General features: G+C 37.1%; 15 protein-coding genes and 1 CRISPR repeat array. Of the genes, 11 read left to right on the forward strand and 4 right to left on the reverse strand.

The genetic code is table 11. From position 1 onward, the window contains the following. Nucleotides 1-20: 20 nt before the first annotated feature. Complete coding sequence (locus tag FYJ75_RS03655) at nucleotides 21-299, reverse strand: hypothetical protein (RefSeq protein ID WP_154428968.1); 279 nt, start codon at nucleotides 297-299, stop codon at nucleotides 21-23. Between FYJ75_RS03655 and FYJ75_RS03660 the strand changes: the two genes are divergently transcribed. The 11 genes from FYJ75_RS03660 to cas2 all read left to right on the forward strand — a co-directional run bounded on the left by FYJ75_RS03660 (nucleotide 300) and on the right by cas2 (nucleotide 9,932). Continuing rightward, a complete protein-coding gene (locus FYJ75_RS03660) occupies nucleotides 300-533 on the forward strand; it encodes a substrate-binding domain-containing protein (RefSeq protein ID WP_154428970.1) in 234 nt (77 codons plus the stop codon). It begins immediately after the preceding gene. A gap of 155 nt (nucleotides 534-688) precedes the next feature. Beyond that, nucleotides 689-1,252, forward strand: coding sequence for a GNAT family N-acetyltransferase (locus FYJ75_RS03665; RefSeq protein ID WP_154428972.1), 564 nt, complete (start codon nucleotides 689-691; stop codon nucleotides 1,250-1,252). Nucleotides 1,253-1,304: 52 nt separating this feature from the next. Further along, nucleotides 1,305-3,461 (forward strand): CRISPR-associated helicase Cas3', encoded by a 2,157-nt coding sequence (cas3, locus tag FYJ75_RS03670; RefSeq protein WP_235906998.1) that lies wholly within the window; start codon nucleotides 1,305-1,307, stop codon nucleotides 3,459-3,461. A 263-nt stretch (nucleotides 3,462-3,724) separates the two neighbouring features. Next, nucleotides 3,725-4,192, forward strand: a complete 468-nt coding sequence (locus FYJ75_RS03675; RefSeq protein WP_154428974.1) for a DUF3990 domain-containing protein — start codon at nucleotides 3,725-3,727, stop codon at nucleotides 4,190-4,192. Then, on the forward strand, nucleotides 4,176-4,616 hold the full coding sequence (locus tag FYJ75_RS03680) for a hypothetical protein (RefSeq protein WP_154428975.1): 441 nt from the start codon (nucleotides 4,176-4,178) through the stop codon (nucleotides 4,614-4,616). The genes FYJ75_RS03675 and FYJ75_RS03680 overlap by 17 nt, the downstream gene beginning before the upstream one ends. Before the next feature lies 1 nt (nucleotide 4,617). After that, nucleotides 4,618-5,280, forward strand: coding sequence for a type I-C CRISPR-associated protein Cas5c (cas5c, locus tag FYJ75_RS03685; protein WP_154428977.1), 663 nt, complete (start codon nucleotides 4,618-4,620; stop codon nucleotides 5,278-5,280). Next, nucleotides 5,277-7,025 (forward strand): type I-C CRISPR-associated protein Cas8c/Csd1, encoded by a 1,749-nt coding sequence (gene cas8c / locus FYJ75_RS03690; RefSeq protein WP_154428979.1) that lies wholly within the window; start codon nucleotides 5,277-5,279, stop codon nucleotides 7,023-7,025. Before cas5c ends, cas8c begins: the two co-directional genes overlap by 4 nt. Beyond that, complete coding sequence (gene cas7c, locus FYJ75_RS03695) at nucleotides 7,026-7,937, forward strand: type I-C CRISPR-associated protein Cas7/Csd2 (RefSeq protein ID WP_154428981.1); 912 nt, start codon at nucleotides 7,026-7,028, stop codon at nucleotides 7,935-7,937. Continuing rightward, nucleotides 7,937-8,602, forward strand: coding sequence for a CRISPR-associated protein Cas4 (gene cas4 / locus FYJ75_RS03700; RefSeq protein WP_154428983.1), 666 nt, complete (start codon nucleotides 7,937-7,939; stop codon nucleotides 8,600-8,602). Before cas7c ends, cas4 begins: the two co-directional genes overlap by 1 nt. Beyond that, on the forward strand, nucleotides 8,599-9,630 hold the full coding sequence (cas1c, locus tag FYJ75_RS03705) for a type I-C CRISPR-associated endonuclease Cas1c (protein ID WP_328596850.1): 1,032 nt from the start codon (nucleotides 8,599-8,601) through the stop codon (nucleotides 9,628-9,630). The genes cas4 and cas1c overlap by 4 nt, the downstream gene beginning before the upstream one ends. Before the next feature lie 11 nt (nucleotides 9,631-9,641). After that, complete coding sequence (cas2, locus tag FYJ75_RS03710; RefSeq protein WP_154428985.1) at nucleotides 9,642-9,932, forward strand: CRISPR-associated endonuclease Cas2; 291 nt, start codon at nucleotides 9,642-9,644, stop codon at nucleotides 9,930-9,932. A gap of 182 nt (nucleotides 9,933-10,114) precedes the next feature. Then, a CRISPR array of direct repeats spans nucleotides 10,115-10,413; the repeat unit is 32 nt; unit sequence GTCGCTCCCTTTAGGGGAGCGTGGATTGAAAT. 70 nt (nucleotides 10,414-10,483) lie between these two features. On the opposite strand, the gene FYJ75_RS03715 is transcribed toward cas2, so the two are convergent. The 3 genes from FYJ75_RS03715 to FYJ75_RS03725 form a co-directional block, all read right to left on the reverse strand. Further along, the gene (locus FYJ75_RS03715; protein ID WP_117831446.1) at nucleotides 10,484-11,398 is read right to left on the reverse strand and encodes an IS3 family transposase; all 915 of its coding nucleotides are present in this window, start codon (nucleotides 11,396-11,398) and stop codon (nucleotides 10,484-10,486) included. Beyond that, on the reverse strand, nucleotides 11,395-11,679 hold the full coding sequence (locus tag FYJ75_RS03720; RefSeq protein WP_154428987.1) for a transposase: 285 nt from the start codon (nucleotides 11,677-11,679) through the stop codon (nucleotides 11,395-11,397). Before FYJ75_RS03720 ends, FYJ75_RS03715 begins: the two co-directional genes overlap by 4 nt. A 219-nt stretch (nucleotides 11,680-11,898) precedes the next feature. Then, on the reverse strand, nucleotides 11,899-13,029 hold the full coding sequence (locus FYJ75_RS03725) for a YibE/F family protein (protein WP_154428989.1): 1,131 nt from the start codon (nucleotides 13,027-13,029) through the stop codon (nucleotides 11,899-11,901). Between the last annotated feature and the right edge of the window lies 1 nt (nucleotide 13,030).

Raw genomic sequence — 13,030 nt, forward strand, 5'->3', positions numbered from 1 at the left:
GAAAATGGATAATTTAAATCTTATAACTTCGGATTTCGTCTTCTCAGTTTCCTATGTTCCTTTGCCGGCTTGGAACGTGAAAATATTTCTTTTAAGGTCTGTTTTTCTTCGACAGAAAGCTGGGTAATTTTCATTTCCAAATTTTTGCAAAACAAAAGGAGTAGTCCGTTAATATAAGCATCATTAGAGACTTCGGGAGTATCCTCTGTAGCAATCTGAGTGGGAGAAGTAAAATCATCAATGATATTTTTTACCATGCTTTGATAGTCAATATCACTGGCAGTGTTGCTGTCTTTCATATGGGTTGGTCTATAATTTCAAGTGATGATATCGAGCAGGCGCAGTTTACAAAACCTATGCTTACCACGGTTGCCCTGCCTAAAGTGGAGATGGGAAGATTCGCCGTATATTTATTGATCGACAGAATCAATGGGAAACACGACTCTGTGACAACCATGGAACTGGAAGGGCATCTGGTTATCAGAGAAAGCTGCGTGGATGCAGAATACAGCAGCTGGAATTATACTATTTAGACATAATCGATACATAATTATTGTTCCTCACCGGATTTGACAGTCCGGTGAGTTTTTTGATTATAAACAGAACGAATGTTCGAAAAACTATTTACGACAGACAATTGTTGCCGTATAATTAGGATACAGATTACTGCAACAAATGGAGGATTATAATGGAAAGCATATACGAAAAATGCCCACAATATGAGGATGAATCATATGTTTTAAGACAGGTCAGGAAAGAAGATAAAAAGGATCTTTTGAAGGTATATTCCGACAAAAAGGCACTTCCATTCTTCAACAGCGACAACTGCGGAGGAGATGATTTTTATTACACAACAGAAGAACGAATGGAACAGGCAATCAATTATTGGCTGTATGAATATGACAGGGAAGGATTTGTAAGATGGGCGATTGTATCCAAAGAAACGGATGAAGTAATCGGAACGATCGAGCTTTTCCATAGAGATGCAGAAGATTACTTTACGGACTGTGGTCTGCTCAGACTGGATCTTCGAAGTGACTATGAGACATCCGATGCAATACGCCAGATATTAAATCTTATCATTGAACCAACATATGATATGTTTCACTGTGACAAGATCGCAACAAAAGCAATCGAGTCTGCAACAGAGCGGATTCAGGCATTGAAGAGCCTGGGATTCGTGGCATCATCAGAGAAACTGATAGGCCATGATGGAACAGAGTATGGGGCATATTATGTATTAAAGAAGTAATTATAAAATATGAAAAATTAGGAGAGCATGAGAGAAAGAATGGAGGAGCAATATGGGAACTGCAGAAAGAGAACAAATGGGGAAATACATTGCACATAAGGATGGTGAAAGAGAACAAACAGTTAAAGAACATTTGACTGGTACTGCACAACTGGCGGAAAAATTTGCGGCAAAATTCGGAAAAGAAGATTGGGGATATTGCTGCGGAATGCTGCATGATATAGGAAAATATTCTAATGCATTTCAGAAGAAAATTAAAGAAAATACAAATAATATGGTTGATCATGCGACTGCGGGAGCACAGCTTTGTATGAAATTAGGGGGATATTATCAGTTTTTAAGTTATTGCATTGCAGGGCATCATGCGGGACTTCCGGATTATGGAAATACAGCAATTTCTTCCAGCTTATGTGGAAGAAGGAAAAAGAAAATAGCGGATTATGAAGCATATAAAGAAGAAATCGAGGTTCCAGAACTTCAATCCATGCCAATCAAAATAGAGCAAGGGAAAAATTTGGATTTTTCATTAAGCACATTTATGAGAATGCTATATTCTTGTCTTGTTGATGCTGATTTTCTAGATACTGAGTTTTTTATGAAAAATGGACAGGTAGAACGGATGGCGGGACAGTCTATGGATATCCTTTTGGAAAAACTCGAACATTATATTTCGGGTTGGCTTTTAAATCAGGAGATAGACAGTGTAAATGGAAGAAGAACAGAAATACTTAGGCATTGTTTGAATGAAGGTAAGAGCGCAAAAGGAATTTTTCGGTTAACAGTACCGACAGGTGGAGGAAAAACAGTCGCATCTCTTGCGTTTGCTTTGAAACATGCAGTAGAGAACAAGATGGATCGAGTTATTTATGTCATACCATATACGAGTATTATAGAACAAAATGCACAGGTTTTTCGGGAGATTCTTGGTTCCGATAATGTATTGGAAAATCATTGCAATGTAGAATATGAAGGAACAGAAGAATTCAAACCAATGCAACTTGCATGCGAAAATTGGGATAAACCGATTATTGTAACTACAAATGTGCAATTTTTTGAATCGTTATTTGCAAACAAATCTTCCAAGTGCAGAAAAATTCATAATATTGCAAACAGTGTGATTATTTTTGATGAAGCTCAGATGCTTCCAATGGATTATTTAAAGCCTTGTATTTCAATGATACAGGAATTGGTGGAAAACTATGGAACCAGTGCTGTGTTATGTACAGCAACACAGCCTGCTCTGGACAATTTTATTCCACATGCAGAAGAAATTGTTGAATTATGTCCGCGGATGGATGAACAGTTTCGTTTTTTTGAACGTGTGACATATCAGAATATTGGATCTATTTCAAAAGAGATTCTTGTAGGACGGCTTACAGAGGAACAGAGTGTTTTGTGCATTGTTAATACGAAGAAAAGCGCACAAGAACTGTATCATTTGCTTCAAGGAGAGGGCGTCTATCATTTATCAACGAGTATGTATCCGAAGCATCGAAAGCAAGTACTTGAAAGTGTTCGTGAAAGATTATCCAAGAGGAAAAAATGTGTTTTGATATCGACCAGTCTTGTGGAAGCTGGGGTTGATCTGGATTTTGCTTGTGTATATCGACAAATTGCTGGAATTGATTCAATGATTCAAGCTGCTGGAAGATGTAATCGTGAAGGAAAAAGAAATGCAAAAGAAAGTAAGGTTTATATTTTTGATTTTGAAGAACAGAAAGCAGTACAAAGTCAATTATTGCAAATTGATGTTGCAAAAGCAATTTTACATGATTATAAGAGTATTGCAAATACAGAGAGTATTACAGATTATTTTGCTCGTTTATACAAATTTCGTGGAGAAAGTTTGGATAAAAAAAACATTATGGATGAATTTCGAAACAAGGAATATAATTTTGCAAAGGTAGGAGAAGAATTTAAATTAATTGAGGAGGACACAAAAACTATTTTTATTGGAAGAGAATTAGAAGCAGATGAAATATTGCAGGAGTTTAAAATAAAAGGAGCATCAAAAGAAAGGATGCGAAAAGCTGGGCAGTATTGCATTCAGGTATACAGTAATTTCTTCAAAAAATTAAATGGAGCAGGAATGGTTCAACCTGTTTCGGAAGATATGCAGGATTTTTACGAATTGGTAGCATTGGATCAATATTCTGAAAGCTGTGGGATTGATTTTTCTATAGACGATGGAATGGCATTATATATGTAGGAATTGAAAGAGTAGCGGTATGGAAAAAATCTTCACACCGCTACTTTTGTGATATAAAAAATATTATTATTTCAATCCACTGGAACACCAGACTTGTGTTAGTATAGATTAATTTTAAATAAACATCAAGGATTTGTTAAAAATATTCAATAAAATTTTATATATAAATTTTAATAAAGATTGATAATTGAAAATCAGTGTAGTATAGTCAATTTATAGAGCATGGAATAAAGCGAAGGTATGGTTGAAAAAGGAGAAGGTTTATGATTTTATACCATGGAAGTAAACAAATAGTAGAATATCCTGAAATTCGAAAAGCGCAATACAACAAGGATTTTTATTTCGGGTTCTATTGTACTAGATTACTTGAACAGGCAAAACGATGGGCAAGTCGTTATGGCGGGAAAGGATATCTGAATCGTTACGAATATACAGAAAATGATTCTTTAAACTATTTACATTTTGAAGAGATGACCGATGAATGGTTAGACTTTATTGTACAATGTCGGAATGGAAAGTCACATAATTACGATATTGTGGAAGGTCCAATGGCAGATGATACGATCTATAATTATATTCAGAATTATATAGATGGCAAGATATCCAGAGCAGCATTTTGGGAACTGGCTAAATTTAATCATCCAACGCATCAGATTAGTTTTCATACATTGGCAGCACTGGATACTTTGAAATATGTAGGAAATGAGGTTGTATATGGGAACAAAAAATAATAATGCACTGTTTTACGCCTGCAGTTTGATTGAATATATTGGACGTCAAAAAAAGAGATCCAGACAGGATGTAACGGACATCCTAGGGAAAAATGCAATTCAGAGAATCTATGAATATGCAGATGTGTTTCATTGTGAACCCATTGAAAAGGTTGCCAATGAATTTATTAATGAATTTCATATACAGAATGGTAATTTTGATAATGTTGGAGATTGCAGATATCGGATACCCGATTATTGGGATATTGGTGAAGTGTATGAAAGACTGGTTGAAGACTGTTATAGCGATGAACAGATCTTAGCTGGAATATGGGAGGTATATCATTCGTGGATGGATGAGCAGATTTCCAATTATAATACAGATTTTTATTATCAACCGCGAGATTATATAGCAGCGTGCTATAAGAAAGGAGAGGTATTATAAAATGGCAATGGGTGTAAAGGTTCAGGTGTGGGGAGATTATGCATTATTTTCTCGCCCAGAAATGAAGGTGGAACGATGTTCTTATGATGTTATGACTCCTTCGGCTGCGCGAGGAATTTTAGAAGCAATATATTGGCATCCAGGGCTTCGATGGGTAATTGACAAAATATATGTTAAGAATCCAATTCGATTTACCAGTGTGCGTCGCAATGAAGTGAAGAGTAAAGTCTCTGCCAGCAATGTTTTGCAGGTGTATAACGGGGCAGACAAGCCGCTTTATATCAACACAAAAGAGGATATTGTTCAAAGAGCTTCACTGATTTTATGCGATGTGTCCTATGTGATTGAAGCTCATTTTGAAATGACAGACCATGCGAATAAGTCAGATAATCCCGGAAAATTTAAGGATATTATGATGCGACGATTAAAAAGAGGCGAATGCTATCATATGCCGTATTTTGGATGCAGAGAATTCCCAGCACAGTTTTGCCTGTGTGAGGAAGATGAAATACATACGATATATGATGAAGTGCCTGAAAAAGATCTTGGTTTTATGCTATATGATATGGACTATAGTGATAAAAACAATATACAGCCAATGTTTTTTCGAGCAGTTATGAAAAGAGGCGTACTGGATTTGAGAGATTGTGAGGTGATTCGATGATTTTACAGGCATTGGTTCAGCATTATGAAAATCTTGCCCAAGATGGAAAAGTATCAAAACCGGGCTGGTGTCATGCAAAAATTTCTTATGAAATTGACTTGAATGAGGACGGGACTATAAAAGCGATTACGCCTTTAAAGCAGGAAGAAGAACGTGGAAAGAAAAAAAACTGGGTCCCATCTAAATTATGTGTACCAGAGATGGTGACCAGATCATCCGGTGTATCAGCTAATTTCTTGTGTGATAATGCAAAATATTTATTGGGAATTGATTTAGAGGGTGCAAATCAACGAGTTATAGACTGCTTTCAGGCAGCAAAAGAAAAGCATTTGTCTATTTTAAAAAATACGGATGGAGGAATGGCGAAGGCAATTTGCAGCTTTTTTGAACATTGGGATCCGGAAGTGGCACAGGAAAATGATGCAGTAAAAGAGCATTGGGAAGAATTAAACGAAGGAGGCAATCTGATTTTCGGAATGCGTGGAAAGTATGCGCAGGATGATGAATTTATCCAAAAAACATGGAATGATCAGCAGAATCGCTCGCAGGAAGGAGAACTAGGAGCATGTTTGGTAACTGGTGAAAAAGCAGAGATTGCACGTATTCATAGAGGAATTAAAGGTGTTCCAGGAGCGCAGTCAAGTGGTGCGGCACTGGTTTCGTTTAATGCACCAGCATTTGAGTCATATGGAAAAGAACAAAGTTATAATGCTCCAGTTGGAAAATATGCAGAATTTGCATATACAACTGCATTGAATTATCTTTTAAGTCAAAGAGAGTATACGTTTCAACTGGGCGATTCTATGATCGTTTTTTGGGCAGAATCTGCAAAAAAGGAATATCAGGAAATGTTTTTTTTGTCATTAGATCCACAACCGGATAATCAGGAACAATTAAAAAATGTTTTCGGAAATTTAAAGAAAAATATATGGGTTGATACTAATAATATAAAGATTGATCCAGAGCAAAAATTTTATATCCTTAGTTTGGCACCCAATGCAGCAAGATTGTCGGTTCGCTTTTTTTATCAAAATACATTTGGAAGTATAATGCAAAATATTGAAAAGCATTATAAGCGTATGGAAATTGTAAAACCTTCATGGGAAAACCGCAGTTATTTAGGAATTCGGAAAATGCTGTTGGAAACAGTAAATCTGAATTCAAGAGACAAAACACCAATCTCGAATATGGCTGCAATGGTTTTAAAAGCAATATTAGCGGATGATAGGTATCCTGCAAGCCTTTATACGGATACGATGATTCGAATACGCGCAGAGCAGGGAAATATTACTTACGGAAGGGCTGCTATTTTAAAAGCTTTTTTAATACAAAATTATAAATGGAAAGAAGGAGAACATTATATGGGATTAAATGAAGAATGTAAAGAACCAGCATATGTGTTGGGACGGTTGTTTGCAGTATTGGAATTCATTCAAAAGGACGCAAATCCGGGAATCAATACAACAATTCGTGATCGTTATTTTAATTCTGCATGTGCAACACCAGCATCTGTTTTTCCTGTTTTGATTAAGTTGAAAAACAGCCATATAAAGAAGTTAGAGAGAACATCTGCTGGAACGAAAGTATATTATGAGAAGTTATTGACAGAACTTATGGGAAGAATAGAAATGAAAGAAGATTCAAGTGGTTTCCCGAAGAGGTTGTCATTAGATGATCAGGGAAAATTTATGTTAGGTTATTATCATCAGACACAGAAAAAGTATGAAAAAAAGGAGGACAAATAAATGGGAGAAGTAATAAAAAACAGATATGAATTTGTTGTATTATTTGATGTGGAAAATGGAAATCCAAATGGGGATCCGGATGCTGGGAATATGCCAAGAATCGATCCGGAAAGTGGATTAGGTTTAGTTACAGATGTATGCTTAAAGCGCAAAATCCGTAATTATGTTGAAACCGTAAAAGAAGATGAAAAAGGCTACCAGATTTATATTAAAGAAGATATTCCTTTGAATAGAAGTGACCGGAAAGCATGCGAAAGTCTGGGAATAGAGGAGAATGATGATAAAAAGGTGACAGAAGCCTTAAAAAAATTAAAGAAATCAGATCCAGATGCAGATGTAAAATTAAGGGATTATATGTGCGATAATTTTTATGACATCCGTACTTTTGGGGCAGTTATGACAACATTCGTAAAAGCTTCATTAAATTGTGGGCAGGTGAGGGGACCTGTACAGATTGGCTTTGCAAGAAGCATTGATCCAATCATTAGTCAGGAAGTAACAATAACACGAGTTGCTATTACAACAGAAAAAGATGCTGAGAATAAAAGTACAGAAATGGGAAGAAAAAACATTGTACCATATGGATTATATCGTGTGGAAGGGTATGTTTCTGCAAATCTTGCCAGAAAAGTTACTGGTTTTTCGGAGGAGGATTTGGAACTTCTTTGGGAAGCAATTATTAATATGTTTGAAAATGATCATTCAGCAGCAAGGGGAAAAATGGCAGTACGTGAGCTTATTGTATTCAAACACAGCAAAGAATTAGGAGATTGTCCAGCATATAAGTTGTTTGATGCAGTAGAAGTGAAAAAGAAAGAGGAGATTGATTATCCAAGAAAATATCAGGATTATATTGTACAGGTACATGATGAAGACATTCCGGATTCGGTCGAAGTGAAAAGGATGATTTAATGGAATATACAGAAGAAGAGTATTTAATGATATCGGGGATACAGCACTTCAAATTTTGTAGAAGACAATGGGCATTGATTCATGTTGAACAACAATGGGCAGAAAACGTTCATACAGTAGTTGGAGAATTGATGCATAAAAGAGCGCACGACCCATATTTTACAGAAAAACGGAAAGATATTATCGTTGTTCGAGCACTACCGGTTGCGTCAAGACAACTGGGAGTGAGCGGAGAATGTGATATTGTAGAGTTTCATAAATGTGAAGATGGTATTACATTGTTTGGACATCGTGGGTTGTATTCGGTATATCCAATTGAGTATAAAAAGGGAAAACCGAAAAAGACAGACGAAGATAAATTACAATTAGCAGCCCAGGCAATGTGCTTGGAAGAAATGTTTTCTACATATATACAGGAAGGGGCAATTTTTTACGGTGAAACAAGAAAAAGAGAGATAGTGGAATTTTCAGATGGACTTCGAGAAGAAGTAAAAGAAATGTTTCAGGAAATGCATGAATATTACAAGCGAAATTATACTCCAAAGGTAAAACAAAGCAAAGCATGTAATGCATGCTCTTTAAAAGATATTTGTCTTCCAAAACTGGAAAAAACAACATCCGTAAAAAATTATATAAGCCAGATGCTTAAGGAGGAGACTGAGTGAAGAAGTTGTTGAATACCTTATATGTAACATCTGAAAATAGTTATTTGGGGTTAGATGGGGAGAATATTGTTGTATACGATGAACAAAAAGAAGTAGGAAGATTGCCATTGCATAATCTTGAAGGAATAGTTTCTTTTGGATATAGGGGAACAAGTCCAGCACTTATGGGGGCTTGCATGGATCGAAATATTTCACTTTGTTATTTAACACCACAAGGAAAATTTTTAGCTCGTGTTACAGGAAAAACAAGGGGGAATGTAGTTTTACGAGAACAACAATATATAAGTTGCAAAGATGAGAAAATTAGTTTAGGAATTGCAAAAAACTGTATTTCGGGGAAAGTTTATAATGCAAGATGGATTCTGGAACGTGCAATTCGAGATCATGCAATGCAGATTGATACCGAACGCGTAAAAAAGGCATCTTTGCAATTGAAGGATTCATTGGAGTTTATCCAGAATGCAGATTCGAAAGAGCAGCTTAGAGGATACGAAGGGGAAGCCGCAAGCATTTACTTTAGTGTTTTTAATGAACTTATTTTACAGCAAAAAAAAGATTTTTTGTTTCAAGGAAGAAATAAAAGACCGCCATTGGACAATGTAAATGCGATGCTTTCTTTTGTATATACACTGTTGACCAATCAAATCACATCAGCGTTAGAAGTTGTTGGATTGGATCCGTATGTTGGATGTTTGCACACAGATCGACCAGGAAGAGCTTCATTATCGTTGGATTTGCTAGAAGAGTTTAGGGCGGTGTATGCGGATCGCTTTGTTTTATCGTTAATTAATAAAAAAGTAGTAAATAAAAAGAATTTTACACAAAAAGAAAATGGCGCTGTTATAATGGATGATGAACTTAGGAAAAGATTGTTAACAGAATGGCAGAATAAGAAAAAAGAGGTAATTACACATCCATTTTTAAAAGAAAAGGTGGAATGGGGAATGGTGCCATATGTTCAGGCAATGTTACTAGCGAGATATTTACGAGGAGATCTGGATGGTTATCCGGTATTCCTTTGGAAATGAGGTGGTAAATAATGCTTGTATTGATTACATATGATGTAAATACTGAAAGTGCAGCTGGGAGAACTAGATTAAGAAAAGTGGCAAAACAATGTGAAAATTATGGAAGACGTGTACAAAATTCAGTATTTGAGTGTATTCTTGATCAGTCGCAATGTGTGTTGTTAAAATCGATATTAAATGATATTATCGATGAAAGCGTTGATAGCTTACGATTTTATTATCTTGGTAACAAATATCAGACGAAAGTAGAGCACATTGGTGTTGATAGAGGAATTCCTGTTGACCAGCCACTGATTTTATAAACAAAATGTATAGTGCGAATATAATGCTCGCATAAAATATGTGGGGGATTCGCACCAGAAAAAATTAACAAAAATTTGAATTTATGACTAAAAAGAATCAAAGAGGAAAATTTTTTAGCTGTAAATTTGAATATATTTGTAATATTTTATAAAAAATATAATTTTTTTTGTGAAATATTGCTGTCGCTCCCTTTAGGGGAGCGTGGATTGAAATACATGTCTGCCAGGATGAATTAAGCCGGCAGACAGTCGCTCCCTTTAGGGGAGCGTGGATTGAAATGGATGAAGGGATGCTATGTAGACAATAATGGAAACAGTCGCTCCCTTTAGGGGAGCGTGGATTGAAATCCATAGTGTAGTATCCTGCAATTGTGAACGCTGCTGTCGCTCCCTTTAGGGGAGCGTGGATTGAAATTCATCGTCCATTCCAGATCCGTCATACCACGTGGGTCGCTCCCTTTAGGGGAGCGTGGATTGAAATCGTGTCAAAGAGCCATTTTGGTCCTATGTCAAGATTTAGTACAAGTTAAAATGAGAAATTTCTCCCCATTTTAACCTGCCAGAAGCTCAGCCTCAGTGTTCGTTCTTTCATACACTTGTTCGAATTCGTTTGGCGACATATAGTTGCAATGGCTATGAATTCGTTTCGTATTGTAGAAAGCTTCCAGATATTCAAAAATCAACTGGTATGCTTGCTTATAATCACGGATTTTAAAGCGATTGAGCCATTCACGTTTGATAACAGAATGAAAGGATTCAATGCATGCATTATCCCACGGAAATGCTTTCTTTGAGTAACTACGCTGCATATTTTCGGTTGCTTTTTTATATTCCTTTGCAACATATTGGCTGCCACGATCCGAATGGATAATTAATGGTTGATCAATATTTCGGCGAGCTTTGGCTTTGTTTATCGTATCAATCACGCAGGATACTTCCAGTGTTTCTGAAAGTGTCCAGGCTATGATTTTTCTGGAAAATAAATCCATAATACTGGTCAGATAGACAAATCCGTCTATTGTCCAGATGTAGGTGATATCCGAACACCAGACAGCATTCGGGCGGTCAGGATTAAACTGTTCATCAAGGATATTTTGTAATTCTGTGCTGAAATCAGAATCTTTTGTGGTGATGGTCCATGGTTTGCTCCACTGAGCACGGATTCCCATTTGGCGCATATATGTACCAACGGTTCTTTCCGAAATGACTTCACCGGTTTTTCGCAGTTCTACAGTGATTTTCGGAGCGCCGTAGTTCTGCTTGGAATCATCATAAATATCCTGTATTTTTGCTTTTACAGCTTCACGACGTTTTTCTGTATCAGAAGGTACGTGGTGGAGCCATGCAAGATATCCTGAGCGAGAGACACCTAAAAATTTCAACATTCCAGAGACGGAAACCTGGCGTCCAGCCTTTTTGGCAGCTTCTGTCTTCTCAGTCACTTCGAGATAAATGGCTTCCGTCATTTTCCCAGAATGTTGATTGCTTTTTTTAACACATCAAGTGCATCTTGGGCATCACGTAATTCACGTCTGAGACGGGCAATTTCCTTCTGCTCATCAGATGCATAATTACCAGAACCACGAACAGGAATATCACCTGATTCTCGGAAGTCTTTCAGCCACTTTGTTAATGTACTGTAGCCGATGCCAAGATTTTCTGCACCTCCACGTACTCCGAGATCTTTGTGATCCTGATAGTACTGGATTGCATCAAGTTTAAATTGTTTGTCATGTTGCTTTGCCATATGAGATCCTCCTTCAGCATGTTTCTATTGTATCATGCTTATGTGTATTTGGAATTTCTCATTTTGGCTTGTACTATTTATATTCTAGCACCATTTTCCACCGCCGGACGTCGTCGCTCCCTTTAGGAGAGCGCAGATTGAAATAGAAGCCTGTCTTTTTTCTTGGCGGTACATTCTTAATAATATCCCTGGGGTGAAATGATCAACAGACCACTCTCCTTATGGAGAGGAAGGTCTGTTTTTCAATGCATATGTCGTGATAAAAGATACTAATGGAACCGTCAGGATCACACCAAGTGTTGCGGAAATTCCCTGGATGATTTCGATACCGACGGAATACATGTTCAGTATCTGATAATACTGATAATTATAGCTGTATATGTAGACAAAAGTGTTAATGGAACCTCCTGCAAAAGCAAGAATCAGGGTATTGGACATAGTTCCCATCATATCTTTTCCGACATGGATTCCAGAATGAAAAAGTTCTTTCCGGTCGAGGTGGGGATTTTTTGCGTGAATTTCACATATCGTGCTTGCAACGGACATGGCAACATCCATGACAGCACCTAATGCGGAGATCAGAATTCCCGCAAACATTAATTCTCCGACACGGATATTGGTCATCTGACCGATGTAGATCAGGCTTTCCACATCATCCACATTGTAGCCGGATATGTGAGATATTTTTCCAAAAATCCAGGCAAAAAGCGCAGCAATGACTACACCGAGGATCGTACCAATCATTGCGCATTTTGATTTGGTGGTCATCCCATCAATCAGATACATTACAACAACAGTGGTCAGAATTACAATAAATGCGGCAGCCAGAATCGGAGACACACCACGGTAGATAAGTGGCAGGAAGAGAAAAATAATGCAGCAGAATGTAAAGACAAGTCCGATGGCAGATTTCCAGCCTTTCAAGCCGCCGATCAGGACGAGTACCAGAAGGAAAAATCCTATGATAGCATAAAGCTGCATACCTCTGTCATAATTGTATACGCTCACGGTTGTCAGTTCATCAGATTCACTGATAATGACGATTACTTTTAATCCGACCGTGCAGTTGGCTCCGTATAAATAAGAGGAAGAACTGGTGGCATCCAGAATTTCTCCCTTATGCGAACCAGTTCGGATCAGTACTTTAACCTGCTGGGCACCGGCTCTGGTGCCATCAGCAGATAAATTATCATTTACGATTTCAACCACACGCGCTTTTTCAAATGTTCTTCCATCGTTGGACAAAAGTTCGGTTTTATCCACACGGTTGAGCAAAAAACCCCAAATTATGGTAAGTACCAGAATAAGGACTGCGATGCAGATCCTTTTTTTATTTGATGCGTGTATCATA

Source organism: Roseburia porci, from assembly GCF_009695765.1.
In the GTDB taxonomy this organism is placed as follows: Bacteria; Bacillota; Clostridia; order Lachnospirales; family Lachnospiraceae; genus Roseburia; species Roseburia porci.

Coding starts and splice junctions, on each gene's coding strand:
- FYJ75_RS03715 (WP_117831446.1), bottom strand. CDS start 11,398: ATGACGGAAGCCATTTATCTCGAAGTGACTGAGAAGACAGAAGCTGCC.
- cas7c (WP_154428981.1), top strand. CDS start 7,026: ATGGGAGAAGTAATAAAAAACAGATATGAATTTGTTGTATTATTTGAT.
- cas3 (WP_235906998.1), top strand. CDS start 1,305: ATGGGAACTGCAGAAAGAGAACAAATGGGGAAATACATTGCACATAAG.
- cas8c (WP_154428979.1), top strand. CDS start 5,277: ATGATTTTACAGGCATTGGTTCAGCATTATGAAAATCTTGCCCAAGAT.
- FYJ75_RS03655 (WP_154428968.1), bottom strand. CDS start 299: ATGAAAGACAGCAACACTGCCAGTGATATTGACTATCAAAGCATGGTA.
- cas2 (WP_154428985.1), top strand. CDS start 9,642: ATGCTTGTATTGATTACATATGATGTAAATACTGAAAGTGCAGCTGGG.
- FYJ75_RS03680 (WP_154428975.1), top strand. CDS start 4,176: ATGGGAACAAAAAATAATAATGCACTGTTTTACGCCTGCAGTTTGATT.
- FYJ75_RS03675 (WP_154428974.1), top strand. CDS start 3,725: ATGATTTTATACCATGGAAGTAAACAAATAGTAGAATATCCTGAAATT.
- FYJ75_RS03665 (WP_154428972.1), top strand. CDS start 689: ATGGAAAGCATATACGAAAAATGCCCACAATATGAGGATGAATCATAT.
- cas4 (WP_154428983.1), top strand. CDS start 7,937: ATGGAATATACAGAAGAAGAGTATTTAATGATATCGGGGATACAGCAC.
- cas5c (WP_154428977.1), top strand. CDS start 4,618: ATGGCAATGGGTGTAAAGGTTCAGGTGTGGGGAGATTATGCATTATTT.
- FYJ75_RS03660 (WP_154428970.1), top strand. CDS start 300: ATGGGTTGGTCTATAATTTCAAGTGATGATATCGAGCAGGCGCAGTTT.
- FYJ75_RS03725 (WP_154428989.1), bottom strand. CDS start 13,029: ATGATACACGCATCAAATAAAAAAAGGATCTGCATCGCAGTCCTTATT.
- FYJ75_RS03720 (WP_154428987.1), bottom strand. CDS start 11,679: ATGGCAAAGCAACATGACAAACAATTTAAACTTGATGCAATCCAGTAC.